At 48.8% G+C, this 26,762-nt stretch carries 19 protein-coding genes and 1 tRNA gene; 16 read left to right on the forward strand and 4 right to left on the reverse strand.

Annotated elements, in window-relative coordinates; translation table 11 throughout:
* The first annotated feature begins 3 nt into the window (after positions 1–3).
* Both artQ and artM read left to right on the forward strand, forming a co-directional pair.
* Positions 4–717, forward strand: coding sequence for an arginine ABC transporter permease ArtQ (gene artQ / locus FH974_RS09335; RefSeq protein WP_047885665.1), 714 nt, complete (start codon positions 4–6; stop codon positions 715–717).
* Complete coding sequence (artM, locus tag FH974_RS09340) at positions 714–1,385, forward strand: arginine ABC transporter permease ArtM (protein WP_047885666.1); 672 nt, start codon at positions 714–716, stop codon at positions 1,383–1,385. The genes artQ and artM overlap by 4 nt, the downstream gene beginning before the upstream one ends.
* A gap of 51 nt (positions 1,386–1,436) precedes the next feature.
* On the opposite strand, the gene FH974_RS09345 is transcribed toward artM, so the two are convergent.
* Positions 1,437–2,732: a DUF5666 domain-containing protein gene (locus FH974_RS09345; RefSeq protein ID WP_047885667.1), complete on the reverse strand. Its 1,296-nt coding sequence runs from the start codon at positions 2,730–2,732 to the stop codon at positions 1,437–1,439.
* Between the two features lie 504 nt (positions 2,733–3,236).
* On the opposite strand from FH974_RS09345, the gene FH974_RS09350 reads away from it, so the two are divergent.
* From FH974_RS09350 to FH974_RS09380, 7 genes are all read left to right on the forward strand, one after another.
* Positions 3,237–3,830, forward strand: coding sequence for an HD domain-containing protein (locus FH974_RS09350; protein WP_047885668.1), 594 nt, complete (start codon positions 3,237–3,239; stop codon positions 3,828–3,830).
* Positions 3,831–4,419: 589 nt separating this feature from the next.
* The gene (locus tag FH974_RS09355; protein ID WP_047885669.1) at positions 4,420–7,572 is read left to right on the forward strand and encodes a sensor domain-containing protein; all 3,153 of its coding nucleotides are present in this window, start codon (positions 4,420–4,422) and stop codon (positions 7,570–7,572) included.
* Positions 7,573–7,649: 77 nt separating this feature from the next.
* On the forward strand, positions 7,650–7,979 hold the full coding sequence (locus FH974_RS09360) for a hypothetical protein (RefSeq protein WP_047885670.1): 330 nt from the start codon (positions 7,650–7,652) through the stop codon (positions 7,977–7,979).
* Between the two features lie 609 nt (positions 7,980–8,588).
* A complete protein-coding gene (gene gltS, locus FH974_RS09365; RefSeq protein WP_047885671.1) occupies positions 8,589–9,812 on the forward strand; it encodes a sodium/glutamate symporter in 1,224 nt (407 codons plus the stop codon).
* A gap of 276 nt (positions 9,813–10,088) precedes the next feature.
* Positions 10,089–10,325, forward strand: coding sequence for an HP1242/YdcH family protein (locus tag FH974_RS09370; protein WP_047885672.1), 237 nt, complete (start codon positions 10,089–10,091; stop codon positions 10,323–10,325).
* Positions 10,326–10,644: 319 nt separating this feature from the next.
* On the forward strand, positions 10,645–11,871 hold the full coding sequence (locus tag FH974_RS09375) for an L-lactate MFS transporter (protein ID WP_047885673.1): 1,227 nt from the start codon (positions 10,645–10,647) through the stop codon (positions 11,869–11,871).
* 484 nt (positions 11,872–12,355) lie between these two features.
* Positions 12,356–14,668: a cytochrome c peroxidase gene (locus FH974_RS09380; RefSeq protein ID WP_053061850.1), complete on the forward strand. Its 2,313-nt coding sequence runs from the start codon at positions 12,356–12,358 to the stop codon at positions 14,666–14,668.
* Between the two features lie 190 nt (positions 14,669–14,858).
* On the opposite strand, the gene FH974_RS09385 is transcribed toward FH974_RS09380, so the two are convergent.
* A tRNA-Ser gene (locus FH974_RS09385) sits at positions 14,859–14,949 on the reverse strand.
* 393 nt (positions 14,950–15,342) lie between these two features.
* Here FH974_RS09385 and FH974_RS09390 point away from each other — a divergent pair.
* From FH974_RS09390 to tusE, 3 genes are all read left to right on the forward strand, one after another.
* Positions 15,343–16,551 carry an amino acid ABC transporter substrate-binding protein gene (locus FH974_RS09390; protein WP_084712578.1) on the forward strand — a complete coding sequence of 403 codons (1,209 nt, stop codon included), beginning with the start codon at positions 15,343–15,345 and terminating at the stop codon, positions 16,549–16,551.
* Positions 16,552–16,896: 345 nt separating this feature from the next.
* Complete coding sequence (locus tag FH974_RS09395; RefSeq protein ID WP_047885674.1) at positions 16,897–17,562, forward strand: Bax inhibitor-1/YccA family protein; 666 nt, start codon at positions 16,897–16,899, stop codon at positions 17,560–17,562.
* Between the two features lie 263 nt (positions 17,563–17,825).
* Complete coding sequence (gene tusE, locus FH974_RS09400; protein ID WP_047885675.1) at positions 17,826–18,155, forward strand: sulfurtransferase TusE; 330 nt, start codon at positions 17,826–17,828, stop codon at positions 18,153–18,155.
* A 255-nt stretch (positions 18,156–18,410) separates the two neighbouring features.
* On the opposite strand, the gene yccX is transcribed toward tusE, so the two are convergent.
* Positions 18,411–18,683 carry an acylphosphatase gene (gene yccX, locus FH974_RS09405; RefSeq protein WP_047885676.1) on the reverse strand — a complete coding sequence of 91 codons (273 nt, stop codon included), beginning with the start codon at positions 18,681–18,683 and terminating at the stop codon, positions 18,411–18,413.
* Positions 18,684–18,768: 85 nt separating this feature from the next.
* On the opposite strand from yccX, the gene FH974_RS09410 reads away from it, so the two are divergent.
* A complete protein-coding gene (locus tag FH974_RS09410) occupies positions 18,769–20,175 on the forward strand; it encodes a methyl-accepting chemotaxis protein (protein ID WP_047885677.1) in 1,407 nt (468 codons plus the stop codon).
* 133 nt (positions 20,176–20,308) lie between these two features.
* Complete coding sequence (locus tag FH974_RS09415; protein ID WP_047885678.1) at positions 20,309–21,499, forward strand: class I SAM-dependent methyltransferase; 1,191 nt, start codon at positions 20,309–20,311, stop codon at positions 21,497–21,499.
* Between the two features lie 118 nt (positions 21,500–21,617).
* Here the strand turns inward: FH974_RS09415 and FH974_RS09420 are convergent, their stop codons facing one another.
* The gene (locus FH974_RS09420) at positions 21,618–22,376 is read right to left on the reverse strand and encodes a sulfite exporter TauE/SafE family protein (RefSeq protein ID WP_047885679.1); all 759 of its coding nucleotides are present in this window, start codon (positions 22,374–22,376) and stop codon (positions 21,618–21,620) included.
* A 198-nt stretch (positions 22,377–22,574) separates the two neighbouring features.
* On the opposite strand from FH974_RS09420, the gene FH974_RS09425 reads away from it, so the two are divergent.
* Together FH974_RS09425 and FH974_RS09430 are read left to right on the forward strand one after the other, a co-directional pair.
* Complete coding sequence (locus FH974_RS09425; RefSeq protein WP_047885680.1) at positions 22,575–23,198, forward strand: YccT family protein; 624 nt, start codon at positions 22,575–22,577, stop codon at positions 23,196–23,198.
* Positions 23,199–23,596: 398 nt separating this feature from the next.
* A complete protein-coding gene (locus FH974_RS09430) occupies positions 23,597–26,755 on the forward strand; it encodes a chitinase C-terminal domain-containing protein (protein ID WP_047885681.1) in 3,159 nt (1,052 codons plus the stop codon).
* The last annotated feature ends 7 nt before the right edge of the window (positions 26,756–26,762 follow it).

Raw genomic sequence — 26,762 nt, forward strand, 5'->3', positions numbered from 1 at the left:
TTTATGGCGTTATCGGGATATGCATTAACGTTATTGGAAGCGAGCTGGATCACCATCCAGCTTAGCTTTGCCAGTGTCATCGTCGGATTGTTGCTCGCCGTCGCTTTTGCCGGTGGTGAAATGTCACGCTACAAATTGTTGTCGTGGCCAACAACTGCGTTTGTGACGGTACTCCGCGGATTACCGGAACTGCTGGTTGTACTGTTTATCTTCTTTGGTTCGACCCAGGTGTTGTTTCTCATCACCGGTGATTATGTCGAAATCAGTCCGTTCTGGTCTGGAGTGATAGCCTTGTCGCTCATTTTTGCCGCTTATGCTTCGCAAACCCTGCGGGGCGCGTTGAAAGCGGTACCAAACGGACAACGAGAAGCCGCCAGTGCACTGGGTATCCCGAAAAGCCATGCCTTTATCAAAATTGTGCTGCCACAGGCTATTCGCCATGCCCTGCCAGGGCTAACGAACCAATGGCTGGTGCTACTGAAAGACACCGCACTGGTCTCTCTGATTGGGGTCACGGATCTGCTTAAACAAGCCCAGTTAACAGCAGCAGCTACGCACCAGAGCTTTACCTGGTATGCCTCGGCGGCGGCAGTCTATCTGGTGATCACCATCATCACCCAACGTTTTGTTAAAGTGCTTGATAAGAAATACAGTGTGCAGGATGCCAGCCAGGGCCATTCGGTTTCCGCGGCATCCTCCAAGGAGGCAACGGCATGAACGAACAACATGTCTGGCAGCTCGTTGACGGACTCGCAACCAGCCTTGAACTGACTGCCGTTTCCTTACTGGTGGGCTGTGTTATTGCACTGCTGATGACACTGACACTGATTCTGAAAACACCAGGGTGCCACTGGATCAGTCGGGGGCTGATAACCCTGTTTACCGGTACTCCGTTGCTGGTACAGATTTTCCTGATCTATTACGGGCCAGGTCAGTTCGAGGCCGTTCGTGACAGTATTGCCTGGAACTGGCTTAGCCAACCGTGGTTCTGTGCCATGCTGGCACTGGCACTGAATACCGCGGCCTACAGCACCCAACTCTTTAAAGGGGCGTTTAATGCGATCCCGTCAGGACAGTGGCAGGCATGCCGGGCGCTGGGGATGGATACCAAAGCCACGCTGGGTGTCTTGCTACCCTACGCCATTCGCAGGGCTATTCCGGCTTACTCCAACGAAGTGATTCTGGTATTTAAAGGAACGTCTCTGGCCAGCACTATCACCATCATGGATATCATGGGTTACGCGCAGCGTATCAATGCCCAGACCTACGACACTTTGGTCGTGTTTGGTGTCGCCGGCGCATTTTATCTGGTGATTAATGGTTCTCTGACCTTACTGTTTCGTCAGGTCGAACGCAAAGCCCTGGCCTTTGAAACCGCCCGTTAATGTCAACGTCCGGCCATGTGCAGTGGCCGGACGTTAGGTCATTGTGTTGTATTAAGGCTCATTACGGCACTGGCTCAGCTCATTGCTTTCCGAGCGCCGACATTCCACATCCGCCCATTTGCCCTCAAAGCTGTCGAGTGTCCCATCTGTAGCGGAATAGCCCCACAGACTGCCGCTGCTTACGACACCTTCCAGGCTGATTTCACTATCTTTGCTTTCCTGATCAATCTTCTTGGCTCGGTGTTCACCATTCAACGAACGTCCCTGAATTTCTACCCACATCCCATTGATGGAAGAGAGCGATAATCCATCCACAAACTCAGTATTTGCATCAACGATAAAAGGGATTTGGTTAATCGTTAGCTGATTGCCAGCAAAACTGGCCTCACCTTCCACCTTAAACTCAAAGCTGGTGCTGGTTGGTACAGAAGGACTGGAACCACTGGCTTGAGATTCAAAATCAACCTTTGTTGCGACCAGTTGCCCATTCAACTCGACCAAATCTAATTCCACGATGGCGCCGGGTTTCAAGTCCGCAGGAGAACCATCATCAAAGACAGTACTGCCATCAACCCTGACACGCAGATATCCACCGACTTCAAACTCCGTCCCGTCGTCACTGACCCAAGTAACTATGCCCTCAAATTCACTCCCGCTGACATCACGTCCTTGCTTAACCTCAATACGGGAGGCCACAAAGGTGTCACCTGAGAATTGACCGTGTACTTCCGCCCAGACACCATCCAGCAATGGCCGGCTGTCATCAATCACCGCATTACTGAAATCCACCTTCACCGTCTGCAACAAGAAAGTACTGCCGGCAGTATCTAGCTGGGAAATCCCGCCTTCTAATTCTGCTGACGTGAGAGAAGGCGTTTTGGCCACATGCAGCACCTGCCAGGAATCGTCTGGCTGAAGCATCGCAAAAACCAGCACCCAGTCGCCCACAGCAAACCCTGAGCCACTGGTTGCAACAACAACCCCGTTCACGGTAATACTGTCAGCAGACACCGCCGTCACCGGCCCACTCAATACCGGCTGCAAAGTGATCTGCTGGCTAACCCGCTGTGCCTGTGTCCCTGATACGATGGCTTCGACAACCATCCCCTGAGCCAGATCATTGAAGCTGAACGTGTTATCGTCATACGACACCGTAGCCGCTGAGCCATCCAGCTGATGGCCATTAACACTTAACGTTTCATCATCATATGAAATACTCTCAACCGGGCCGATTATTCGGGCTAACGTTGTCGCATCATTACCGGTACCACTGTCGGAAGAATCACTCCCACACCCCGCAAACAACACCGAAACTCCCACCATCACCAAGCCCGAGAACATCTTCATAAACTTGCTCCAATAACGAATCAGGGCGGATACCCCAACAGGACGGTACAGCACCGAAGCTGGCCACTTATGTTACCTACCCACTTGTAGCCGATAACGTCAAACTGTTCGCTTGTAACGGTTTGCTTTAACTCATAGCTGCAAACAAACAGCTAATCAGCGCCTTACTGTTTGGCACTGACGGAATAACACCGGCCCGGGTGCTGATACTCGCAATATGCGCTGAGTATAGGCGGGCAGCAGGAAGCATTAAGACTCATGTGTTAGACAATTCGGGCAGCAAAATGGAGAATGCGCTGAGTTTCAGGCAGTTAACATTTAGCGCGACAGTTTTGGCGAAACCTCTGATAACCTGGATTGACCTCACTGCATGCATGGCTAATGGCCTGTGTACATTTGCTTAACGTCAGTGAAAGGTGTTTAATACCGGGCGTTTGCTGGCCGCAGGTTATCATTGTCTGATTGCTCGACTTGCAACATGGATATTAAGAAAAAGAGGACCTTATGAACGATTTAGAAAAACAGCTTGCCTTCATTACAGAAATTGACCGTTTGAAAGCTGTTCGACGTCAAACCATGGTCAAGCCAGACAATAACCGCCGTGAAAACAGTGCCGAGCACAGCTGGCACATCGCCCTGATGGCGCAGGTACTGAAAAGCTATGTCGAAGAGCCGGTAGATATCAATCGTTCTGTCAGCATGTTGCTTATTCACGATATTGTTGAGATCGATGCCGGTGACACGTTCGCTTTTGCCGCGCAACATGAGCTGGATAATCAGGAAGAGCAAGAAATTGCCGCGGCTAATCGCTTGTTCGGATTGCTGCCTGACGAACAATTTGAAGCCATGAGAGCGCTGTGGATTGAGTTCGAGCAAGCAGAAACGGCCGATGCCCGCTTCGCCAAAGCCATGGACCGTATTCTGCCGCTCATTCAAAATATGGCCAATAACGGCGGCACCTGGGTGGAGCACAAAGTCACCAAGCAGCAAGTACTGAAACGTAATCAATACCTGCAAGCAGTGACACCCAAACTGTGGGCCTACGCCTGTCAGCAAATCGACCTTGCTGTTCAAAATGGCTGGTTGATTGATCAGTAATGGTTATGACTTCATGATTGTTTTGAGCCCGTGACATTGGGCATCACTCACATTATGAAGAACAATAATAATGAGTAGCCGGAGCCACGCTGGCGGCTTCGGTATCATGCCCCTTTCCTAACTTATCCCTGTTCGTCTGCCGCAGGTTTTCCCTACTTTTCCCAGTCTGTCCCTACTGGCTTTTTTCCTGTTTTATCCACCTGTATTTAGGCTGGTTGACTCACCTGCTTTTTTAGCTTCATTGTTATTATTTCCGTCACGTAACCACCTTTTATTTATAAAAGTGAAACAAAAGCACCTATACTTAAGTTGCCTATGAAAAAACACATCCATTAATTATTGACAGTAATAACAATCAATTTAAATGCAGCTTTTATTTTCCTGATATTTAATTATTAACCTATCATTAAATAGGCATTCAGCTTATTACCAACTGATAATTTACTGACGCTAATTCGGAAAAAAGTTGTGCTTCAACTCGCAGAAATCATGCTTTTTGAAAGAAAACGCACGAAAACTCACTTTTTATACGACAGCAAGCAATCGGGTCCTATACTTAGTTCTGATGTGGCTTAATCATGGAAGATGTATGAAGGTAGTATTGTTGAGATTTCTGGTTCTGTTGATCCCTCTGCTATCGCTGACAGCCGTTGCTTCCTATTATATCTATCAAGAAGATGCAAAACAGTTAAAGCAGCGTATCCACGAAAGGGAACAAAGCCGGCATATTTCTTCGTTGCACATCACTCGACTGCATTTTTCACCGATCTTGGAAGATTTACATTATTTAAGTGAAAAATCGCGCGAAGAGTTTGTCTTATCCGGCCATTCTTTTGATGAGTCATTAACAATATTAACAGCAACATTTAAACGCCTGGCTAATACACGTCGATATTATGATCAAGTCCGTCTTCTGGATGAAAACGGCCAAGAAGTTATCCGTATTAACAGTGTTGATGGTAATACCACTGTTGTGTCAGATAAACAACTGCAAGATAAAAGCCATCGCCCATACGTCGTCGAAGCCCTGAATATTCCTCCGGGCCAGATCTATACTTCACCCTTTGACCTGAATATGGAAAATGGACGGATAGAACTGCCCTACAAACCCATGATTCGCTTTTTCAGCCATCTGAAAGTGAACGGGAAAAGTTATCTGGTCGGGCTAAATTATCTGGGGATGGATTACCTGAACGAACTTACCCAACAGTATGGCTGGCAGAACAGCCAGAACTGGTTGGTCAACAATGAAGGACAGTGGTTACTCGGGCCGGACAGAACCAGCGCCTGGCAATTTATGCTGCCGTCCAACAATCCCGCAGTGACAGATTTCAATCAGGACTTTCCGACACTGTGGCAGCAGATTCAGCTAAATGCCAAAGGACAGTTTATTTCGGGTGACTACCTCTATACTTTTACCCGTTTTTTTTCCGGGAAAGGCTTCTCCGGCGATAAGCCCTTCACCCTGCCTTTTGACGGTGCCGACTTACCCTGGACTATCATCAGCCGGGTAAATCTCACCAATGCCATTGATGAACTGGCTTTCTCACAGCAACGAATCATCAAGTTTGTGGCTTTTGTCATTCTGATCCTCGCTCTGCTGTCAGGCTGTATTGTCCTGACCTGGCACCTGTCTCAGATGCTCAATGCTCAGCGCAGGCTGACCCGCAACGTTGAAGACGCAGCGCTTAAGTATCAGACCGTGTTAACCAGTGCGCCTGATGGGCTGATTACGCTCGACATGCAAATGAACGTGCTGACGATGAATCCGGCAGCCCACAAAATTTTAATGCTACCGAATAAAAGCCTGAGCGGAAAAAACCTGCTGCGACTGGTAGCGGGCGGAAAAACCCGTAAACAGCTTAAAGAGCTGATTGACGATCTGCATGAGCGAAAAGTCGGTCAAAGCAACGAGGCTTCACCCGTCGTTAAAGCCACCATTCAGCTGAGAGGCATCCGCCCCCGCTATATTGAAATCATCGCAACCGAAACCACCTACAGTGAAAGCGATGAAATTTTGCTGAACATCCGGGATGTCACTGAGTGGTCATTGCGAGAAGATAAGCTGAAAAGCCTCTCGCGCGCACTTGAGCAGAGTAACGACGCTATCATTATCACCGACTATAAAGGGATTGTTGAATACGTAAATCCTTCGTTTGAAAAGCAGAATGGCGTGCGTTCAAAAGAAATTGTCGGCACTCAGTCTACCCGCCTGCTGCGCCAGTCATTGCCAAGTAACCATGAACTGCTCAAAGTGCAGGAGCAGTTGAAACTAGGGATGACGGTACAACGGGTGATTGCGCATGAACAAGATGACAAAGATGTGCTCTACGAAGAAAAAACGATTTCACCTATACGCAACAGCAGGGGCAAAATCAGCCACTATATCTCGACCGGGAAAGACATTACCGAACGGGTTCTGTTCGAGACACGCCTGCAAAAGCTGGCACATTTTGATTTACTGACCGAACTGCCCAACCGCACCCTGCTCCAGCAGAAAATCGACAGTACCATCAATGGTCATCATCGCCCGGAGCTGTGTGTGGCACTTCTGTCGGTGGATCTGGACCATTTCAAACAAGTCAATGACTCGTTCGGCTACGACTTCGGTGACAAGCTCATCCAGACTGTGGCCGGACGAATTCAGCATATATTACGCGAAACAGACTTTCTTGCGCGCTTGGGGGGGGATGAGTTTGCCATCCTCATTTGTGGTGAGATGACAGTCGAACACATCAGTCGCTTGGCGGAACGGATTATTACGCATATCTCAGACCCCATGTGTGTCGATAATAAAGAAGTCTTTCTGACCGCCAGCGTCGGGATAAGCCTCTACCCGATGGATGCCGGTACGGCCGATGAGCTAAGCAAACATGCAGACATCGCGTTGTATCGGGCTAAAGAAGAAGGCCAGAACCGTTACTGTTACTACACACCCGAGATGGGTCGAGAAAGCTTGCTGAAACTCCAGTTGGAGTCAGAGCTTCGTAAAAGCATCGGTTCCGACCAATACGAACTGTACTATCAGCCCAAGGTGAATGCCACAAACCACACTCTGTGCGGTGTTGAAGCACTGCTGAGATGGCACAATGAAGCCGGTGAGATTCAACCGCCTGTTGAAGTAATTCCGATTCTGGAGCGTTCCGGCTTGATCATTCAGGTAGGTCAACAACTTATCCGCACGGCGTGTCAGCAACTCAGGGCCTGGCAGGAAAACGGCGTGTATATCAATTTTGCGCTGAATATATCAGCCCGCCAGCTGCTGAACTCCAACCTGGTCGAAACGGTGCAGCAAGCCATCGAAGATTTTCAGTGTGACCCCAACTTCCTGGAGCTGGAAATTACTGAATCCGTCATTATGTCCGACGTAACGACCGCGCTGGATCGTCTTGTCAAACTGGAAGCGCTGGGAGTAAAAATCGCAGTGGATGATTTTGGCACCGGCTATTCCTCACTGGCTTACCTGAGCCGTTTTCCTATTCACATCCTGAAGGTCGACCGTGAGTTTATAAAAGAGCTGCCATGGAACCAGGATAATGTCACCATTACCCGTTCTATTGTCGAACTGGCACATAACCTGAACATGCGGGTCGTCGCGGAAGGCGTGGAAACCGATCCCCAGCAGCGTTTTCTGGCCAGCATTGGGGTCGAGGAATTTCAGGGCTATTATTTTGGTCACCCTGTCCCTGTTAATACGTTCGAAAATAAGTATATTACGCAGGACAACGAATCTGTCCTCTGAGCGAGCACGGGTTTTAATTGCAAATCTGCCTTTGGCGCTATACCGTTAAGAAAACCCAACGTGATTAGGTGTGTAACATGAGTTTCAGTGAGCATCTTGAAAACTACATCAAACAACGTGACCAACAACAGCAACAGGGTCAGCCATTACGACACAAATACGTAGTTCAGGATCCGACGAACCAAAGCCTGGCACGCGAAGCAATGGCACAAGCACAGGAAGATGCTTCCCGACAGGCGACGGTTGAATCAAAGCAACCGCACTACCGGGTGAATGGCCGCTGCATGACACAAAATGAAGCCAGCGCGATGGAACAGCTAAAACCAACCAGTGCTCCGGCAAATCCTGACCGAATTGCATATATTCAACAACTGCGCAAAAACCTGAAATTGAGAAAACCCAGTTAATCCCTCCCCCACTTTTGTCGCTCTTCTTTATTAACGATTCTCAGAAGAGCGATAAATTTGTGACTTCAATACAATGAAACGCTGATTTATTAATCACAATATCCCCCCTTCAATGCCGTTATCACTCTCGCGATATAATAAAAAGCCAATTAATTTCAAATTTTTTAAGTTAATTTTTGGTAGTTTTACGCAATATAATCCTGCTTTTAGTCAGATGGCTACTATTTAGCCGCAACATATTCATCCTTAACAGTTCGATTACAATTCACCAGAATGATAGTTGCTGATATTCATCGTCTTCGAAACATTCAGAGAATTGACAGGGTCATGATTTTTAAGTGCTACAGCGGGTTTGGTGGTGAACCTTTGAGCGAATATTAAATCTGACATTTAATTTTCGCCTTCAGGTTAATTACGCCAACAATGAACAATATTTTAACAAATACACCAAAAGCATTATCAAGATACAAGAAACACATCAAAAAACTAAACAATCACAACAACATAGAAACTGGAGACCTACAACATTTTGTTCGGGATAGCAATATATGCAGGTGCTTATTTAGGAGTTAATATGGCCACCTAAAAAAACAATGCAAAGACATAATCATGAATACAGTCGTACAAGTAAGTGAACTTGAATCGTTTCTGATAGCGATTATTGTGCTTTTTATTGGCTATTTCGTTAATAGCAAAGTAAAGATCTTCAGAAAGTACAATATTCCCGAGCCTATTGTCGGGGGCCTTATCGTTGCCTTGATTATTACCATTTTGCACAAGCAAGGTATCGATATTACTTTTCAGCTAAGCCTGAAAAACACACTGATGCAGATGTTTTTTGCCACCGTTGGTCTGGCGGCCAGTTTTAAATTACTGGCTAAAGGAGGCTCTCGGGTTTTCTTATTCCTGGCCGTGGCAACCATCTTTATTGTCATTCAGAACGCCGTAGGTGTCGGAATGAGCAGCATGCTTGGCCTGGATCCGCTTCTGGGACTGATGGTGGGGTCTATTACCCTGTCTGGTGGTCATGGTACCGGTGCAGCTTGGTCACAAACCTACAGTGAGCTGTTCAATCTGAACACTTTGGAGCTGTCGATGGCAGCCGCGACCTTCGGCCTGGTAATGGGTGGCATCATTGGTGGCCCTGTCGCTCAGCGACTGATTAACAAATTCAATCTTAAATCGGATTTTGGCCCGGGTGAGAAACATCATGTTGAGCATCCTGATCTGGTGACGTATATCGATCATGAAGAAGATCGCATCACCGCCAAGAACACGATTGAAACCCTGTTTATTCTGTTAATCTGTGTCGCGGGTGCCGCTCACTTTAAAGCGTTTGTGGATAGCTTTGGAATCAGCTGGCTTCGTATCCCGGACTTTGTCTACGCCCTCTTTATTGGTGTTTTCATCACCAATGTGTGTGAGACAACCAAGGCTTACAAGGTCAACACGGAAACCGTGGATGCCCTGGGCACTATCTCTCTGTCGCTCTTCCTGGCGATGGCATTGATGAGCCTGCAACTGTGGGAACTGCTGGGTCTGGCTCTGCCGATGCTGATTATTCTGTCGGTACAGACTCTGTGTCTGGCTGCGTTTGCCTACTTTGTGACATTCCGAATGATGGGCAGTAGCTATGATGCAGCGGTCATTGCCGGAGGCCACTGTGGCTTCGGTATGGGGGCGACCCCGACGGCAGTAATGAACATGGGCTCGCTGGTCTCTCGTAACGGGCCATCTCCGCAGGCATTCATGATAGTCCCTATCGTCGGCGCGTTCTTCATTGATATCGCTAACCTAGTGGTACTACAAGCCTATATCAGCTTTATCCAGTAAGTCGCCACTTACTCATGAAAAGGCCAGGTTAATCACCTGGCCTTTTCTGTTTCAGGAATCCACAGCTATTATTATCTTAGCGGTTCGCTGTATGCGGCATTGTTCGCAAGAGCACGATAAAGTAATCAGCGCCATACAAACGTTGTATTACGACAATAATGACTTTCTTCACTCTGGGTGCGCTAGGAACCGAAAGCAACACGGTAGTGCCGTACACGCTTTCTCACGAGGCCGTTGCAAGCGGTGGTCCATAAGCTGAAATTACGGAGTATCACGATGTTAGGTGAAAATCACTCGCTCTTCATTGAGTACCCAGAACTAAGTGACAGAATCAAAGAACTGAAGACATCCGATGAACACTTTAAAAGGATGGCAGATCGTTATCATCATCTTGACCATAAAATTCGAGGTTTAGAAGGCAGCAACATTCCGACAGACGACCACCACTTCACGCAACTCAAACTTGAACGCCTCCAGCTTAAAGACAAAATCTTCAGTATCCTTTCAAACTAACACACGCTCCCGATATAGCGCCCTCCCCGCCATCCTGTATGGCGGGGAAACATTTTCCTGCATTCCCCTGCACACCTTAAGCCGCATGTAACCCATTGAATTACGATGTTATAAATGAAAACAAACCGATGACAGCTGTTATCCGCCCGACAAACATTTGTAACAGGATGTGTCTATCTGTTTTCTGTCAAAAAAATATTGATAGAATCCGCGCTCCCTTGGCAAAAATGTCATTTTTGTTGATTAAAGACAAAAAAATTTTAGTAGAAAGCCCGCTGTCTTCGCGGTAGCGGCTTTGTTCGTGGTGACTGAGAGCAAAATGAAAAAATTTGATAGAGCTAAGCAGATCCTGCTGGCAGGTTTCTGTATTAACTTATGTATGGGCATTCTGTACGCTTGGAGTGTATTTAAGCAAGCGCTAGTCGTTGACCTGGGTTGGTCTAATGCTGATGCCTCAATGCCTTATACTGTCGCGGTCATCGCGTTCTCTGTATCTCTGCTGATTGCAGGCGTGCTGCAAGACCGCATGGGTCCACGCCGTATCCTGATTCTGGGTACCGTAATGGTGGGCCTGGGTATGATCATTTCCAGCTTTGCGACGTCACCACTTCTGCTGATTCTGACTTTTGGCCTGATGACCGGTTGCGGTATCGGTTTTGGTTACGCCTGTCTGGCACCATCAGCCATGAAATGGTTCCACCCGTCGAAGAAAGGCCTGGTAAACGGTCTGATTGCTGCAGGCTTTGGTCTGGCTGCGGTTTACCTGGCTCCTTTGACGTCCAGCCTGATTGGCACCTTCGGTATCAATACCAGCTTCATGATTCTGGGTGTGGCTGTCCTGCTGATTGCAGTGCCACTGGCATGTACCATCAACAACCCACCAGCCGGTTACCAGCCAGAAGCACCTGCCAATGCCGCGAACAAGCCAGCGTCTAAACCGGTTGACATCAACTGGCGTGCAATGGTCAAAACCCCGCAGTTCTATTCACTGTGGCTGATGTTTGCACTGGCTTCATCGGCAGGTCTGATGGTGATCGGTAACATCACCTCTATTGCCGCCCAACAGGCTAACATCACCGAAGCCGCTTACCTGGTTGTGATCCTGTCTATCTTCAACTCTGGTGGCCGTGTCGTTGCAGGTATCCTGTCTGATAAGATTGGCGGCGTGAAAACCCTGATGCTTGCCTTCATCATGCAAGGCATCAACATGGCGCTGTTTGCGAGCTTCAATTCAGACTTTACGCTGATGATTGGCGCAGCACTGGCAGGTGTCGGTTACGGCACCCTGCTGGCAGTGTTCCCATCTATTACTGCTGATTACTACGGTCTGAAAAACTACGGTGCAAACTACGGCGTACTTTACACCGCATGGGGTATCAGTGGCTTTATCGGTCCTGTGGTTGCAGCAGTCGCGGTTGACACAACCGGTACTTACACACTGGCTTACACGATCTGTGCCTGTATGATGGCAGTAGCAGTCTTCCTGTCTTTCATCACCAAGCCTGTCGATGCCGTTGCGCTGGAAAGCAAACTCGCTAAGGCGTAACCCGCACCACGTACGATGAAACCCAATCAAGCGCAGCTCAGGCTGCGCTTTTTTATTTTTAGAACAACTGTCGCATGTCTCATGCGGTCTTGCGAGGTTCTGAAGCCAATCTTAAGATTGGTGCGAAATCTTATGAGACAACGCAGGTTGCATATTTACACCTCCCCGATTGGCTTAAAAAGCTCTCAGAAAAATTGTCCTATTTTGTGGTGAGTTATCGTCAGAATATTCATAGCTGGCATAAAAAAGCCTTAGTCCAGCTTTGGGACATATCCTCACTTTCGCTACCCGCATCGCGGATAAGACTGAATTATTACCCCTAATGCAATTGTCTATATTTCCGGCTTAATTTCTAAATCAATAAAAGTACCGTTATTCACAAAGTTAATAATCAAGACTTCGCGTTTCACCCATCTTTATTTCACGAGTTTCCGCTCGTAATAAAAAACTAACAGTTTGTAAAAATGGAAGTTAGGGGTGAGTGATGAACGAAGTGAAGTTTTCTAAAAAACGTCAACTTCAAGCGATAATAGCGTCATGCATATTAGGCTTAACCGCCAGTATCGCGATCGCTGAAGTGGCCGAACCAACACCGGAGCCTGTCGATCTCTCTGTACTGAAATCGATGAAAGGGATCCAGCCCGCGCCCGTTTACGGGATAGAAAAATATGTCAAAGACAAAAATGCCGCGATTAAATTAGGTAAAGCACTTTTTTGGGAAATGCAGGCAGGTAGCCAGGGGCAAAGTTGTGCCAGTTGTCACTTCCACGCAGGGGCTGATAACAGGATTAAAAACCAGCTTAGCCCCGGTTTAAAACATACCGAAGAAGACAAACGTGAGATTTTTGACCCGACCCGTACTGGTCATGGTGGTCCTAACTACACACTGAAGAAAGAAGATTTCCCATTCCGTGTGTATCAAAACCCAGACGATCGTGAATCTTATGTAATGTTCGACAGTGATGACGTTGTCTCGTCTCAAGGGGTATTTGCCAGTACCTTCGATGATCTGTTTGGTGCCGACTACGACCAACACTTCACCGATGGCCGTGAGGGATGTACCAACATCAATGACATCTTCCATGTCACCAACATTGGTACCCGCCGGGTTGAGCCACGTAACACGCCTACCGTCATTAACGCCATTTTCAACTTCCGTAACTTCTGGGATGGCCGGGCGAATAACGTGTTCAATGGAATTGACCCATTTGGCCGTCGCAACAAAGATGCCAAAGTTATGCACTTTGATCGCTACAGCAACACGATTAACCTGAAGGAAGTGAATCTGGTTAACTCCAGTGCTGCATCTCAGGCGGTAGGGCCTCCAGGAAGTGATTTTGAGATGACCTGTGCATCCAAAGCCTTCCAGTCCATGGCAAAAAAACTGCTGCGTCTGGTTCCTCTGGGGCTGCAGCAAGTCGACAAAACCGATAGCGTACTGGGTTATCTGAGTGCCTACCCTAACAATGGTCTGCGTACGAGCTATCGTCAGATGATTCAGGATGCTTTCCATGAAGATCTCTGGGGCTACAGCCGTAAGATCGATGACTTTGAGCAAATCGAGCACAACTTCAGCCTGTTCTGGGGTTTGGCCATTCAGCTCTATGAAGCGACGCTGATTTCAGATGACTCACGTTATGACCAATATGTAGAAGGTGATAAATACGCATTGACTGACGAAGAAATCAAAGGGATGGAACTGTTTGTCGGGAAAGGTAAGTGTATTAACTGTCATAGTGGGCCTGAGTTCTCGAAAGCCGCAACCCATCTGAACCCTGAGCAACAGGAAGGGGGTCTGGTTGAACGGATGATCATGGGCGATAACAACGCGGCGATCTACGATAACGGCTTCTACAACATCGGTGTACGTCCAACCAAGGAAGACATTGGGTTAGGTGGTGATGATCCTTGGGGCAACCCACTCTCTTTCACTCGTCAGGCGCAGCAAATGGCCGCGGGTAAGAATGTGCCGGATAGCTTCGAAGTCGACCACAATACGTTTGAAGTCGATCCAAATGAACCGGTTAAATCTGACGAGCGGAATGCGGTTGATGGTTCCTTCAAAGTACCAAGTTTGCGCAATGTTGAGCTGACCGGCCCATACATGCACAACGGCAGCATGTCGACCCTGTTCCAGGTAGTGACTTTCTATAACCGTGGTGGTAACCGTGAAGACATGATGGAAGGACACGGCGACTCAACCGGATTTGGTGAAAACGGTTCTAACCTGGATCCAGACATCAATAACCTGGGACTGACTCTGGAAGAGAAATACGCGCTTGTCGCGTTCCTGAAAACGCTGACAGATGAGCGGGTTCGCTGGGAGAAAGCACCGTTTGACCATCCACAGCTGCACGTACCTGTCGGTGCCATCGGTGATGAATACGCGGTCACTGATAACGGCAACGGTATCGCGGAAGAAGAATGGATGGAAGTGCCTATGGTTGGTGCTGGCGGTCGCTATGCCAAAGGGCTGTCTCCAATCGAACCATTCATGAATGACAAGCCGGTTAGTTCGGTATACGCCAAGGATGACTACCCTTCAGTGAAATACCGGTACAAAGTGACATTTGATGTAACAAGCAATGATTACGCTGACGGCGCAACTATCGATATGAACAGCGTCAACGTGATCAATGGCCCGGACCCACTGCTCGGTAAACTGGAAAATCATGGTAACGGCAGCTTTACCTACACCGCGACTCGTGCCAAGGATGCTACTTTTACTTACACCGTGAAAGACAGCTATGGAAACCTATCGAATGTCGCCACAGTGACCATCAAAGTCTCTTACTAACTTACAGAAGCAATATCATAATAAAACGCCCCGTCCTGCGACGGGGCGTTTTTACGTGTTTGATGGTGCCAACAGGCTTGATGATACCAGCAGTTTTGCTGCTGCCAGCGGTATGGCTATGCCGACAAGATTGGGACGGATCATTCAGGCATAAAAAAACCGCTGACAATGCAGCGGTTTTTTTCGAATGTGGCGGAGAGATAGGGATTTGAACCCTAGATACGCTATTAACGTATGCCGGTTTTCAAGACCGGTGCTTTCAACCACTCAGCCATCTCTCCGTGAGCCAAGAATAATAATCATCCCGCAGCCTGCTGTAAAGCCTTTTATTGGCACTTGTGATTGATTGTTCAAACAACCAACAAGACTGCTATGAAACCACCAAAGCTAAGCAATCAAAACTAGTCATCAAACCCAGCCATAAAAAACCAGCCATAAAATGCTATTCATAAAACCTGGCCATCAAATGAAACTACCGAATCCAACCTTTTCATAATAAGCCACTAGAGGGTACATCGATCAGCCTTGATCCTTTGAGTAAACCACTAGCAGTATTTCAAACTGTTTCTATACTCAATAGTGACAAGAAAAACAGATAGTTAATATTCACTCTTCCGGGTGAGGCCATTCCGTGCCGATTATTCTCATTGCAGAAGGAATGACAGGACGTATTTATGAAGCAATCCATGACCTTTACCTTTCTCACCTCTTCAGCCCTGATCTTTCTGGCAGGCTGTGATGACGGCACAGCCCGGGATCAGGAACTGATTCAGCAACTTCAGAATAAAATTGACGTCCTGGAGCAACAACTCTCCCAGTCATCGCCCGGAGGCATCGCCAACCTCCCTACCGATACCATGGCGCTCCAGCAAAAAGTCATGGAGCTGGAAAAACAGCTGTCCGAACAAAACAACAAAACGCAACCGCTAGTTTCAGAAACACTGGCGCAAATTCGGCAAAAAGGTTATTTGCAATGCGGTGTAAGTACCGGGCTGCCCGGATTCTCATACCCGAATGACAAAGGCGAATGGAACGGGTTAGATGTGGAGTTATGTCAGGCTGTCGCCGCAGCCGCGCTCGGTGACAAATACATGGTCAAATACATTCCCCTCACCGCCAAAGAGCGTTTTACCTCGCTGCAATCGGGCGACATCGACATTCTTTCACGCAACACGACCTGGACCTTAAATCGGGATACGGCACTAGGGCTGAACTTTGCCGGAATCAATTATTACGATGGTCAAGGGTTTATGATTCACAAGTCACTGGAAATCAGCAAAGCAACCGAGCTGGATGGCGCCAGAATTTGTGTTCAGGCCGGAACCACCACCGAGCTGAATCTGGAGGACTATTTCCGCTTTCATGAAATCCGTTATACCTCAGTCCCGTTTGATACCGCATCTGAAACCGTAAAAGGCTTTGAGGCCGGTAAATGTGATGCCCTGACGGCAGATCAGTCTGGTCTTTATTCCCTGCGCCTGCATTTGGCAGAACCGGAAACCGCTGTTGTATTAGCTGACATCATTTCCAAAGAGCCTCTCGGGCCGGTTGTACGCCAGGGCGATGACCTGTGGTTCAATATTGTGAAATGGACGTTATTCACCATGATACAAGCTGAAGAGCTGGGAGTATCCTCACACAATGTGGACGACATGAAGGCATCTAATGACCCCGACATTCTCCGTCTAATCGGTTTGTCAGGGCCTAAAGGCAAAGGACTTGGCCTGAATGACGACTGGAGTTACCAGGTCATCAAACAAGTGGGTAACTACGGCGAGAGCTTTGAACGCACGGTAGGCATGCGTTCCTCACTCAAAATTAAACGCGGCCTCAATGCACTCTGGTCTGATGGTGGACTGCAATACGCCCCGCCGTTACGCTGACGCATCAACAATCTGAAATTTAAGAAAACTGATACTTAAGAAAACTGGCACTTAAAAATAAGCTTGGTGGTTTATGGCATGAGCACAAAACCATCAAGCTTCTTTCATTTGGGATGCTGAACAATCACCTTCGAAGTGATTTGAACCGCCAGGTTGTAACATTCGTTTACAACTTTAGCCACCACGATAAAGAATTGTTAAGTATCATCTTTGTCAAACAGTTACACTGACATACAATGCCTGGGGCAAGCCTCATCCAATAACGAGCGACTTGTAATTGGCGACACTCGCCCCAATCTATGTATTATCAGAATATCTACATAACTAACCCTGAGGGGACTATTTATGAACGATCGTATTGTCAATCGTGACACAGCTTACGAGAGCGTACTATCTACCAACAAGGTTCTACGTAACACTTACTTCCTGCTATCTCTGACGCTGGTCTGGTCAGCCGTTGTTGCCGGTTTTGCAATGACGATGAACCTGCCTCACCCAGGTCTGATTCTGACTCTGGTTGGCTTCTACGGTCTGCTGTTCCTGACAGAAAAGAACCGCAACAGCAGCTTGGGGCTGGTTTTCACATTCGCACTGACAGGCTTCATGGGCTATACATTGGGTCCAATTCTGAACATGTACGTCGGCGCAGGTCTTGGCCATGCCATTATCCCTGCACTGGGTGGTACAGCACTGACGTTCTTTGCGTGTTCAGCCTACGCCCTGACCACCAAGCGTGATCTGTCTTTCCTGGGCGGCATGCTGTTGGCTGGTTTCGTGGCCATTGTTGTTGCCATGATTGCGAACATCTTCCTGCAAATGCCAATGCTGTCTCTGGCTATCAGCGGTATGTTTGTACTGTTCTCATCAGCAGCGATTCTGCTGACGACTCAGAGCATTGTGCGTGGTGGTGAGACTAACTACATTTCAGCGACTGTGTCTCTGTATGTGTCGATCTACAACCTGTTCCTGAGCCTGCTGCAAATCCTGGGCGTAATGGGCAGTGACGACTAATTCGCTAGTGGTTAGTGGTTAGTGGTTAGAAGCTGAACATCAGCGTATAGCCAACGAATAGACAGCTGCCGTTTTCATCTTGGCAATAGTCCAGTTCATTCAAAAAGCGCCTTCGGGCGCTTTTTTCATTCTGTCGCCACCTTTCCTCTTTCTTGTACCAATTTATTTTTCCAGCCGGAATTTCTCTTTCTCGCCGCAAATGGAAACTTGCAGCGTCTCACGATAATCACTATTCTTTCCCCGTTCCAAAAACGAGGCGCAACATGCTTGAATTTGAAGGTAAACAGATCGAAACCGATGCACACGGTTATTTAAAGCACACTGATGACTGGTCAGAAGCCTTGGTTCCTGTCCTGGCACAGGAAGAAGGCATTGAACTGACTGACGCACACTGGGAAGTCGTGCGTTTTGTGCGTGAGTTTTATCAGGAGTTTAACACCTCGCCAGCTATTCGCATGCTGGTGAAGGCGATGGCGAAAAAGTACGGTGAAGAGAAAGGCAACTCACGTTACCTGTATAAACTGTTCCCGAAAGGTCCGGCAAAACAAGCAACAAAGCTGGCTGGCCTGCCTAAGCCGGTGAAGTGCATTTAAGATAACATGCACTTAGCTTTAAGTGCATGGTGGATAACGGATATCCCAGATTTTGTTATTAATAAGAGGCCAAGCCATAACAACAGCTTGGCCTCTTTGCTCATTCTTTCCCTGAATTCTCTTAACGCCTTCATTGGCTTAATAACTTAATTTACATACAGAACAGCGCTTAACCGCCACAAGTGCTATAATTGTTCACACTGTCTTGAAGGCTATCTCCAGTCCCAGACAAATGCAGCATCTAGTGTACATAAGCTACATGATTTCAAAGCCATCGACATGGCGCCATTCGACGGTTTCGCTGGCTATACCATCAACCCGGGACGTGGCCGGACCTCTGTTTAACCATTCCAGGAGCTTCCCTACCTGCACCTCATTGCCACAGGCAAGTACTTCAACACTGCCATCCGGTAAGTTTTTCGCATAACCGCTCAGCCCAAGCCGTAATCCCTCATGCGCAGTGTGGAATCGAAACCCTACCCCTTGCACCATTCCATTCACTACGGCTTTTGCACAAATTTGTGACATGCATCACCTCAAGTATTCTATCCATTAATCGATATTATTTTACAATCAGCACACATTGCTAAGCTTCTGTTTTATAGGAATTAACATGAAAGAAGTTGCATTCAGATGGATCGACAAATACCTTATCCACTTAACAATACAGGAAAAATTCACCCTCCTATTCCTTCTTCCCGTCATCGCTATTGTTAGCGTAGCTTCTATTTTAGTGGACGCGGCAGATGAACAACGTATTGAAATCACGACGCAACACCTGCAAAACACCGCAAGCATTCTTTCCCAGCATCAAATTCCTTCCTCAGAAGCCGCCGGTTTACTGCTGAACAGCGGACTTTCCGTTGGCACCAGCTCAGGCTCAATCACAGCCAATGTACCGGGCATGGCCTACAGCATTAGTGCGACTTACATGCCGGGACTGCTGAGCTACTTGAGCACCGGCCAGATCGCATTAATGGCTACTCTGATCGTTCTGGCAATGGCCGTGGTGTACTACATCATGACATTTATTGGCGGTGCCATGTTTACCACCAATAAAGCGCTGCAGGCTCTGGCAGACGGTGATCTGACTAACCGCATGAACTTCTTTAAAGTCCGTGACGAATTCAGCACCATTGCCATCACGATTGATAAAGTTAGCGAACGTGAACAGCAGTTGGTTCTGGCGACTCAGCAGGCGACTGCCCTGATGCAGCAAATCAGCAGCAGTCTTCGTCAACGCAGCCTGGAAAGCGAGCACTTGTCATCGTCTCAGCAACAACATTTAGACTCACTGGCCAGCGCCACCGAAGAAATGGCGACCTCAATCCGCGAAGTCGCCAGCCATGCCCACGAAACGTCTGAGCAGACCCGAGAAGCTCAACAGGTTTCGGAACAGGGACGCGCCCAGGTGAACCAGACGCGTGATGCCATTTCTCGCCTCAGCACCGAGATTGCGCTGGCTGCGGAAGCCGTTGCAGAGCTCGACAGCAATGCCGCAAGAATTGACGACGTTGTTACCACCATCAACGGTATTTCTGAGCAAACTAACCTGCTGGCGCTGAATGCAGCCATTGAGGCCGCCCGTGCGGGTGAGCAAGGCCGTGGGTTTGCCGTGGTAGCCGACGAAGTTCGTACCCTGGCGGGGCGTACTCAGAGTGCCACCGTTGAAATTCAGCAGATGATTGAATCTTTACAGCAGCACAGCCAGCAGCTGATGGCCGTGATGAAAAATACCGTCGATAACGCCCAGAGCAGTGAGTCCCTGATGCATTCTGTCGACAATGAAATCACTCATATCACGGAACGCAACCAACTGATTTCTGACCGAAGTACAGAAATTGCGGCCGCGGCCGAACAACAAGGTGCCGTAGCTGACAATATCGCCGGAGATGTTGAGCAGGTGCGAACCCAGTCTCATCAAATCTGCGATGTTATCAGCCAGTCTGCGCAGGAAATCGAGCAACTGAACAAACAGGCTGAAGTGCTGGAGTCGCTGATGAACGGGCTTAAAGCCTGATCACTCTGATATATCGCATCACATGGCAAGGGGAATGGCGGACCATTCCCCTTTTTTCTTTGTTCAGAATTTGATTTTCCGCTGTTTCGACAACATAATACGCCCCCATTCTTCCATCCATACAGAGCATGTCATGACAGCTTCTATTTATCTGGTTAAAGGCCGTGAAAAATCACTTCGCCGCCGCCACCCTTGGGTCTTTTCTCGTGGTATCCAACGCGTTGAAGGTAAGCCATCATTAGGTGAAACGGTTGAAATTTTTGACCATAAAGGCGAATGGTTAGCACGTGGTGCTTTCTCACCTCAGTCTCAAATCCGTGTACGTGTATGGACTTTTGATCGTAACGAAGCAATCGACGTTAACTTTTTCATCAAACGTCTGAAAACAGCGCAAGGGCTGCGCGACATCCTGGCGGATCGAGATGGCCTGACGGGTTACCGCCTGATTGCGGCTGAATCTGATGGTCTGCCGGGCATTACCATTGACCGCTACCAGGATTTTCTGGTATGCCAGCTGCTAAGTGCCGGTGCAGAAGCGCAAAAAGAAGCGTTAATTGAAGCTCTGAACACTTGCTACCCGGAATGCAGTATCTACGAGCGTTCTGACGTTGCCGTCCGGAAGAAGGAAGGCCTGAAACAACGTACCGGCGTACTTTCTGGCGAAGAGCCGCCAAAATTTGTCACCATTGAAGAGAATGGCGTCAAAATCAATGTTGATATCGTGGGCGGCCACAAAACCGGTTTCTACCTGGATCAACGTGACAGCCGTCAGGCTGCCGTGAAATATGTGAACGGCAAACGTGTGTTGAACTGTTTCTGTTACACCGGCGGTTTCGGCCTGTATGCCCTGAAAGGCGGTGCAAGCCAGGTGGTGAACGTTGACGTGTCTCAGCCTGCGCTGGACACCGCACGCATGAACGCCGAAATGAATGGCTACCCGCTTGAGAATGCTGAATTTCTCAATGCCGACGTCTTCAAACTGCTGCGCGAATACCGTGATCGTGGTGAGCTGTTTGATGTAGTTATCATGGATCCGCCAAAATTTGCAGAGTCAAAATCTCAGCTGGTTGGCGCATGTCGTGGCTATAAAGATATCAATATGCTGGCGATGCAGATTCTGAAACCAGGCGGCACACTGCTGACATACTCCTGCTCAGGACTGATGGACAATAACCTGTTCCAGAAAATTATTGCTGATGCCGCATTGGATGCCAACCGTGAGGTACAGTTCATTGAGCGTTTCGCTCAGGCAGCCGACCACCCACTGGACAGCGCGTACCCGGAAGGTTTCTACCTGAAAGGATTTGCCTGCTACGTGAAGTAATAGTCTTTACTGCCGAACTGCTATCACAAAAAGAGCCAGCGCTATGCTGGCTCTTTTGTTTGGCTTTGCCTATTCCGTCGGATTTGACCTGCGTTAAATACGTTTATTTAATACAGGGTTAGGTCAGCATAGCTGCCACACAACCACACAGCGTCATTACAAACAAAAACCACTTCAGGGTTTCCGGCTTAGCACGAATGGCAAACTTCACCGCCAGGTGAGAACCCACCATAGTGCCGACAGCCAGTACCAGACCCGGGATCCACATCACCAGCCCTTCCATGACAAACAACGCCAGGGCAACGACGGTGAACACCAGTGTACACAACATTTTCAGAGCATTCGCCCGAACCAGATCATAGCGGAGCGTCCCGGCCAGTGCCGCCAGCAACACAAACCCGACACCGGCCTGCACAAACCCGCCGTAAAATCCTGCCAGCCCCAACCCCCACCATGAACTCGGAGTGTCTTTCACTTTACGAGGCTCTGTGCCCGGAGGGGGCGCAACGATAGCGGGTTTGAGCAAAATAATCAGCGCCATAGACAGCATGGTGCCGAGCAACAACGGTTTGATAATTCCTGCCGGGGCGTAAGCCGCCGCCGCTGCGCCCAACAAGCCACCAATAATGGTGGGTACCATTATCCCGCCGGTATCAGAGGCATCCAGCTTACCGTGATGCCTGAAGCCAAGGAGTGCGGTCAGGCCCTGCAATACGACCCCGACTCGGTTAGTAGCATTGGCCACTTCAGCCGGCATTCCCATCACCATCAGGGCAGGCAGCGTCAGGTTTGAGCCGCCCCCGGCGAGCGTATTAATAATGCCGGCAAGAAAGCCGGTGCTCACCAGCAGCCCGAGGTGAAACCAAGAAATGTCCATTTACTCTTTCCTTGTTTTGGTTATTTTTTATCCCTTGCGGGCATGCCAGAGTAAACAAAAAGTCACATAAGATCATTACTTTCTAACCATTCAACGTTATTATTCAGGATAGATTCAGCGATACAGAGCCAGACTTCTCAGATCAAAACAAAATCTCAGTAACCTGTTTGGAATTCAGACATTTTTCAAGGACTTTCTATGAAATTGCGTACTGCGTTATTAGCCATTACAGCGTGTGGTCTTAGTTTCTCATCACTGGCGGACGTAAAACTGGCCATGCCTTACCAGGCCGAAACGATTCTGGTCAATGGCGTCAAAAATAATGGTGATAAGTCACTGACACTTCCAAACGGTGTCAATCAGATTGCTTTCAAATTCAAGGATTCCCTGCGTGAAAACGGTGATGACCACCTTTTCACATCTGATGTTATCGTCGTAAAATTTGACGCCTCCGACGCCAATATCAACCTGGAACTGCCAAAAATCCGTTCAGGTCAGGAAGCACGTAAATTCAACCAGGAGCCAACATTCAATCTTGTTGATGCTTCTGGCACCAAAGTGGACTTTACTCAGGACAAACTTCTGAAAAAAGGTCTGCAATTTGGCCGTAACTATGAAGCTGAAATTGTGGCATACAACCAGTCTGGTCAAGCTGCCGCGATTGCACCGATTGCTGCAATTTCAACGGCACAGGCAGTGACAACTTTGCCTGCTAATGCAGCGCCGCAAGGTCAGAATGTTGCAGAAAACATGCTGATGTACTGGTATGCCCAGGCTGACGAGCAGACTCGCGCCCGCTTTAAGGCCGCGATTAGTCAGTAATACTATCTAACAAGCTGTTAAGCCATACATCAATACCTCAGACTGACAATCAGTCTGGGGTATTTTTATCCCTTCGAATACTAATTCATTTTGCCATGCCCAGCCTCAGTGGTTGCGCACGCGCTTGCACGCTGTCGTTCATACAGTCGTGACTCTTCGCTACAAAGCTACCTTCTGACAATATTTCCGCTTAATTTTTTCGTTAAAAACCGGTTATTGCTGCAAATTAACTGATGAATCTTTGCATCTGAATGCAGATATTTTGCGAGTTATTCGATGAATAACGAGAAATTTCAGTGAATATCTGATCCCTCTCCCTATAGTTATTTCACGGCAGAACAAAAGACCACTACAGCCGTCATTCTGAATATCCAACGTTCAATAACTAAGGAATATCAATGAACAAGAAGATCCAAAGGAAGGCAGTCTATCAGGCATTTCGCCTCAGCACCCTTGCCATATCGTGTATTGCCGCCTTTAATGCTCAGGCAGCAATAGACTGTGGGACCATTGAAAGCTGGAGCAACACCACGGCCTATGCTGGCGGTACGCAAGTTCAGCAGAATAACAGTGTCTATGAAGCGAAATGGTGGAGCCAGGGCAGCGATCCGGCAAAGAATTCCAGCTCTTATCAGGAATGGAAACTGGTTGACCAATGCGGCACGGGTGTCAGCAACCAGGCACCTTCTGTTCAAATCACTTCCCCGTCAGGCAGCAACCAATTGGTAGCTGGTGATGTCGTCACCATCAGTGCGGATGCCAACGACGTCGACGGTACTATTGCCAACGTCGAGTTTTACATTGGCACCACCCTGTTGGCCTCTGTGTCTAAAGCACCGTTCACCACTAACTGGACGGCAGTGAGTGGTTCTGCCGAAATAAAAGCCGTTGCCACCGACAACCTGGGCGCAACCAACACTTCTCAGATCACGCTGTCCGTTCAGGGTGAATCTAACGTTCTGCCAAATGTCGGTCTGACGGTTTCAGCCTCTGCGGTAGAAGCCGGCAGCGTCGTAACATTAAACGCCAGTGCTGCCGACAGTGACGGGCAAGTTGAAAAAGTCGACTTCTTCGCAAATGGCAAACTGGTTGGCACGTCAGCCACGGCACCATATACCTTCAGCTACACCGCTCCACAATCAGGCAGTGTTTCCTTGTTTGCGCGCGCGACCGACAACCTTGGCGGTTTCAGCGATTCTTCTGCCGTTTCGATTACAGTTTCCGGCGTTACACCACCGTCAGCACAAAGCTGTCGTCCGGATGGACTCTACCAGACTGAAGGCGTAAACGTACCTTACTGTACTATCTATGACGATCAGGGCCGCGAAATCATGGGCGCCGATCACCCCCGCCGTGTCATCGGCTACTTCACCAGCTGGCGTGCCGGTGACAACCCTGACAGCCGTTATCTGGTCAGCGACATTCCGTGGGAGCAGCTGACACACATCAACTACGCCTTCGTCAGTATCGGTCCAGACGGCAAGGTCAACATAGGTAACGTGAACGATCCTGCCAACCCGGCGGTCGGCCAGGAATGGCAAGGCGTTGACATCGATCCGTCTCTGGGTTTCAAAGGCCACTTTGGTGCGCTGGCTACCGCCAAGGCCAAACATGGTGTGAAAACCCTGATTTCTATTGGCGGCTGGGCTGAAACAGGCGGGCATTTTGGTCCTGACGGCAATCGCGTTGCCGATGGTGGTTTCTATACCATGACGACGAATGCCGACGGCAGCATTAACCATGCCGGTATTCAGACATTCGCCGATTCAGCCGTTGCAATGATGCGTCAGTACAAGTTTGACGGTCTGGATATCGACTACGAATACCCAACCAGCATGTCTGGAGCCGGTAACCCGGATGATAAAGCGTTTGCTGAGCCTCGCCGTCCGCACCTGATGAAGTCTTATCACGAGCTGATGCGTGTACTGCGTGAAAAACTGGACCACGCCAGTGCACAAGACGGCATTCACTACATGCTGACTATCGCAGCGCCTTCATCGGGTTACCTGCTGCGCGGCATGGAAACCATGTCTATTACCAAGTACCTGGATTACGTAAACATCATGTCTTACGACCTTCACGGTGCCTGGAACGATCACGTAGGTCATAATGCTGCCCTGTATGACACAGGTAAAGACTCAGAGCTGGCTCAGTGGAACGTCTACGGCACCGCGGCCTACGGCGGTATTGGTTACCTGAATACTGACTGGGCATACCACTATTTCCGTGGTTCTATGCCTGCTGGCCGAATCAACATCGGTGTGCCGTATTACACCCGTGGCTGGCAGAACGTCACCGGTGGCGAAAACGGCCTGTGGGGCCGTGCTCCGCTGCCGAACCAGTCACAGTGCGCCGCCGGTACTGGCGAAGGTGAGAAAAACAACTGCGGCTACGGTGCAGTCGGTATTGATAACATGTGGCATGACAAAGATGCTGCAGGTAATGAAATGGGCGCGGGCTCCAACCCAATGTGGCATGCGATGAACCTGGCCCGTGGTATTTACGGCAGCTACACCGCAGCCTACGGCTTGGATCCAGTCAATGACCCACAGGACAAACTGGTCGGCGCATACACCCGTCATTATGACAATGTAGCCGTGGCACCTTGGCTGTGGAACGCAGAGAAGAAAGTCTTCCTGTCGACTGAAGACAAAGAGTCGATCGAAACCAAAGCCAACTACGTCATGGACAAGGGTATTGGCGGTATCATGTTCTGGGAACTGGCTGGTGACTATAACTGTTACGTAGTCGATGCTAACGGCAAGCGCACCACTGTCGATCCGACGGAAGCGGCCTGTCAGTCCGGTAACGGTGAATACCACATGGGTAACACCATGACCAAGGCGATTTATGACAAGTTCCAGTCAGCCACGCCTTACGGTAACACAGTTGCAACCGGGGCAATTCCGACAGAAACCGTTGACATTACGGTGTCTATCGATGGTTTCAAAGTCGGCGATCAAAACTACCCTATTAACCCGAAAATTACTTTCACCAACAATACCGGTCAGGCAATTCCTGGCGGAACGGAGTTCCAGTTCGACATTCCGACATCTGCGCCGGATAACGCCAAAGACCAGTCTGGTGGTGGTCTGAAAGTGATTGCATCCGGCCACAACCGCGCCAATAACATCGGCGGCCTGGATGGCGAGATGCATCGCGTTGCCTTCAGCTTACCGAGCTGGAAGGATCTGCCTGCTGGCGACAGCTATATCCTGGACATGGTGTACTACCTGCCAATTTCAGGCCCGGCTAACTACAGTGTTACAGTGAACGGTAAAGAGTACGCCTTCAAGTTTGAGCACCCAGAGTTGCCTGTTGGCGATATCGGGGCTGGCAATGGCGGGGGCGATACCGGGGGCGGTGATAACGGCACCTGCAACACAACCGGTATTAACACTTATCCTAACTGGCCGCAAACCGACTGGTCTGGTAACCCGAGCCACGCCAACCAGGGTGACAAAATCATCCACAACGGCGTTGTTTATCAGGCTAACTGGTGGACAAGTTCAGTTCCGGGAAGCGATGGCAGCTGGAAAACCGTCTGCAACATCTAATCGTTGT

Origin of the sequence: Photobacterium ganghwense (genome assembly GCF_017329545.1) — a bacterium.
Lineage (GTDB): Bacteria > Pseudomonadota > Gammaproteobacteria > Enterobacterales > Vibrionaceae > Photobacterium > Photobacterium ganghwense.